The following is a 1,037-nucleotide window of genomic DNA, read 5'->3' on the forward strand; positions in this document are numbered from 1 at the left end:
GCGGATGCGGATACCCCAGCTACAACACCGCCAACATCTATACTCGCTACAGCGACATCGCTGCTACTCCAAACACCGCCAACAGTAGTAGAACTTAAGGTAGTAGTTCCACCTATACAAACAGCACCCGTGCCCGTGATCCCGCCTACAACAGGGAGACTGTTTACTGCGACACTAGCCGTTTGCGAAGCGGTACAACCACTCGCGTTGGTTACTGTATAAGTGATCGTTGCGGTACCAACTGCAACACCAGTTACAACGCCAACGGCATCTATACTCGCTACAGCGGCATCGCTGCTACTCCAAACACCACCAACAGTAGTAGAACTTAAGGTAGTAGTTCCACTTATGCAAACAGCACCTGTACCTGTAATCGCTGCTACAACCGGCAGACTATTTACTGTGATAGTACTCGTCTGTAAAGACGTACAGCCACTCCCATTAGTTACTGTATAAGTGATCGTTGCGGTGCCAGAGGACACACCAGTTACAACACCAGCGGCATCTATACTCGCTACAGCGGCATCGCTGCTACTCCAAACACCGCCAACAGTAGTAGAACTTAAAGTAGTAGTTCTATTTATACAAACAGCAGTCGTACCGGTGATCCCGCCTACAACAGGTAGACTGTTTACTGTTACACTAGTTGTTTGCGAAGCGGTACAACCACTCGCGTTGGTTATTGCATAAGTGATTGTTGCGGTACCAGAGGATACCCCAGTTACAACGCCAGCAGCATCTATACTCGCTACAGCCGCATCACTGCTGCTCCATACACCACCAACAGTAGTAGAACTTAAGGTAGTAGTTCTGTTTATACAAACAGCAGTCGTACCAGTGATCGCACCTACAACAGGTAGACTGTTTACTGTTACAGTAGTCGTTTGCGAAACGGTACAACCACTCGCGTTGGTTATTGCATAAGTGATTGTTGCGGTACCAGCGGATACCCCAGTTACAACGCCAGCAGCATCTATACTCGCTACAGCCGCATCGCTGCTACTCCAAACACCGCCAACAGTAGTAGAACTTAAGAT

Annotated in this window: 1 protein-coding gene; it reads right to left on the reverse strand. The window is 48.6% G+C overall.

The window, feature by feature from the left end; translation table 11 throughout:
* Positions 1-1,037 (reverse strand): Ig-like domain-containing protein (locus AC1DP6_RS36445; RefSeq protein ID WP_477059304.1); only part of this gene is annotated, 1,037 nt, incomplete at both ends.

It is taken from the genome of Chitinophaga sp. 01L420 (genome assembly GCF_056399985.1).